Annotated in this window: 1 protein-coding gene; it reads right to left on the bottom strand. The window is 38.0% G+C overall.

The window, feature by feature from the left end:
• Nucleotides 1-110: 110 nt before the first annotated feature.
• A complete protein-coding gene (locus tag BFU02S_RS15760; RefSeq protein WP_066372734.1) occupies nt 111-1,472 on the bottom strand; it encodes an IS1182 family transposase in 1,362 nt (453 codons plus the stop codon).
• Between the last annotated feature and the right edge of the window lie 87 nt (nt 1,473-1,559).

Below are 1,559 nucleotides of genomic sequence, written 5' to 3'. Positions count from 1 at the left end.
CAGATTGTAGACAAAAGGCATTCCGAGTGGTCCCATTTGGATGCCTTTTTCCATTTTTAAGCACTTATTTTACGGATTGTGCAGTTTTTAGACCCCTACGGGGTCAATTTTTATACCATTTTTGGACTAGTCCAAGTCCATGTTGCCATCTTCTTTAGATTCATGGCAGCAAAAGTAAGCATCGCTTGCATTGACAATTTTTTCAAGCCCCTTAGGGTTGTCCAACGCATACCATGCTTTTCCTTTGCATCTGCAAAGACACGTTCAATTGTTTCCTTGCGCCTTGCGTAAATGCTTTTATTTTCTTGTGTATGGCGAAGATGATCCGCTTCTTCTAAATATTGCTCCCACACGTGACGTTCAATCAGTTTTTTATGTTCTTTACTTTGTGTGCATTGTGAAAGCAAAGGGCAATTTTTACACTCATGCGGATTAGAGAAGTATTGGCGCTTCCCATCTTTCGTCGTCGTTGTGTATTTCAATATTTGTCCTTGCGGACAGATATAACAATCATAGTATTCATCATAAACATATTCATGCTTTTTCATAAAACCTTCTTTAGTACGAGGACGAGTATAAGGCAGTGCAGGAGTAATGCCATTTTTAAATATGTATTGAGCAATAGCAGGTGTTTTGTATCCAGCATCAGCGGCAACAGCTTCAGGTTTCCCGTGCTTTTCAATGACCTTTTCCAGTAGTGGTTCGAAAATAACACTATCATGAACATTCCCTGGTGTTACAATGGTGCCTAAAACAAAGCCATTTCGATCAGCTGCAGTATGAAAAGAGTAAGCGAACTGTTTTGTGCGCTCATCCTTTACATAATAACCACTTTCCGGATCAGTTGTGCTCTCTTTAATTTCTTTAAATTCCTCTTGTTCGAATTTATCCGGAGGAAATGGTTTTTTTCCATGTTCCTCACGGTCGCTGTTAATCTCATCTTGTAAACGCGTTTCGTATGCTTTTGCTTCTTTTCGAACTACCTTCTTCTCGAATTTATGTTTATTTGCACTCGCTTTAACATGTGTAGAGTCAATAAACACGTGTTCACTACTAATTAATTTCTTATCTGAAGCTTCTTTCAAAATACGATAGAAAATTTGTTCAAATAAATCCGTGTCCTTGAAACGGCGCTCGTAATTTTTACCGAAGGTTGAGAAGTGTGGTACCGTATCATAAAATCCAAAGCCTAAAAACCAACGATAAGCCATATTTGTTTTAATTTCCTCTATAGTTTGACGCATTGAACGTATACCGAAGGTATATTGGATGAAAGCCATTTTGATCAATATTACAGGGTCAATACTCGGACGTCCCCGTTCGGAAGAATACACATCTTCAACAAGTGAATAGATAAATGAAAAGTCTAAAGCTGCCTCAATTTTACGAACTAAATGGTTCGCAGGAACAAGTTGGTCCAGAGCTATCATTTCTATTTGATCACGATTAATTTGTGTATTTTTCGTTAGCATTTCATCCACCTCACCGAATCTCAATATCTTAATTATACAAAAAAGACTGTCGGCAAACCCGAATTTTTTCGAATTTGTCGACAGTCT

This window comes from Neobacillus fumarioli NBRC 102428, assembly GCF_001591485.1.
GTDB classification, from domain to species: domain Bacteria; phylum Bacillota; class Bacilli; order Bacillales; family Cytobacillaceae; genus Neobacillus; species Neobacillus fumarioli.
The sequence above is the reverse complement of the archived record's forward strand: the minus strand, read 5'-3'. Positions and strand labels throughout refer to the sequence as shown.

What these genes read in the sequence shown, in the direction of transcription:
- BFU02S_RS15760 (WP_066372734.1), bottom strand. Translation starts at nt 1,472, where the DNA reads ATGCTAACGAAAAATACACAAATTAATCGTGATCAAATAGAAATGATA.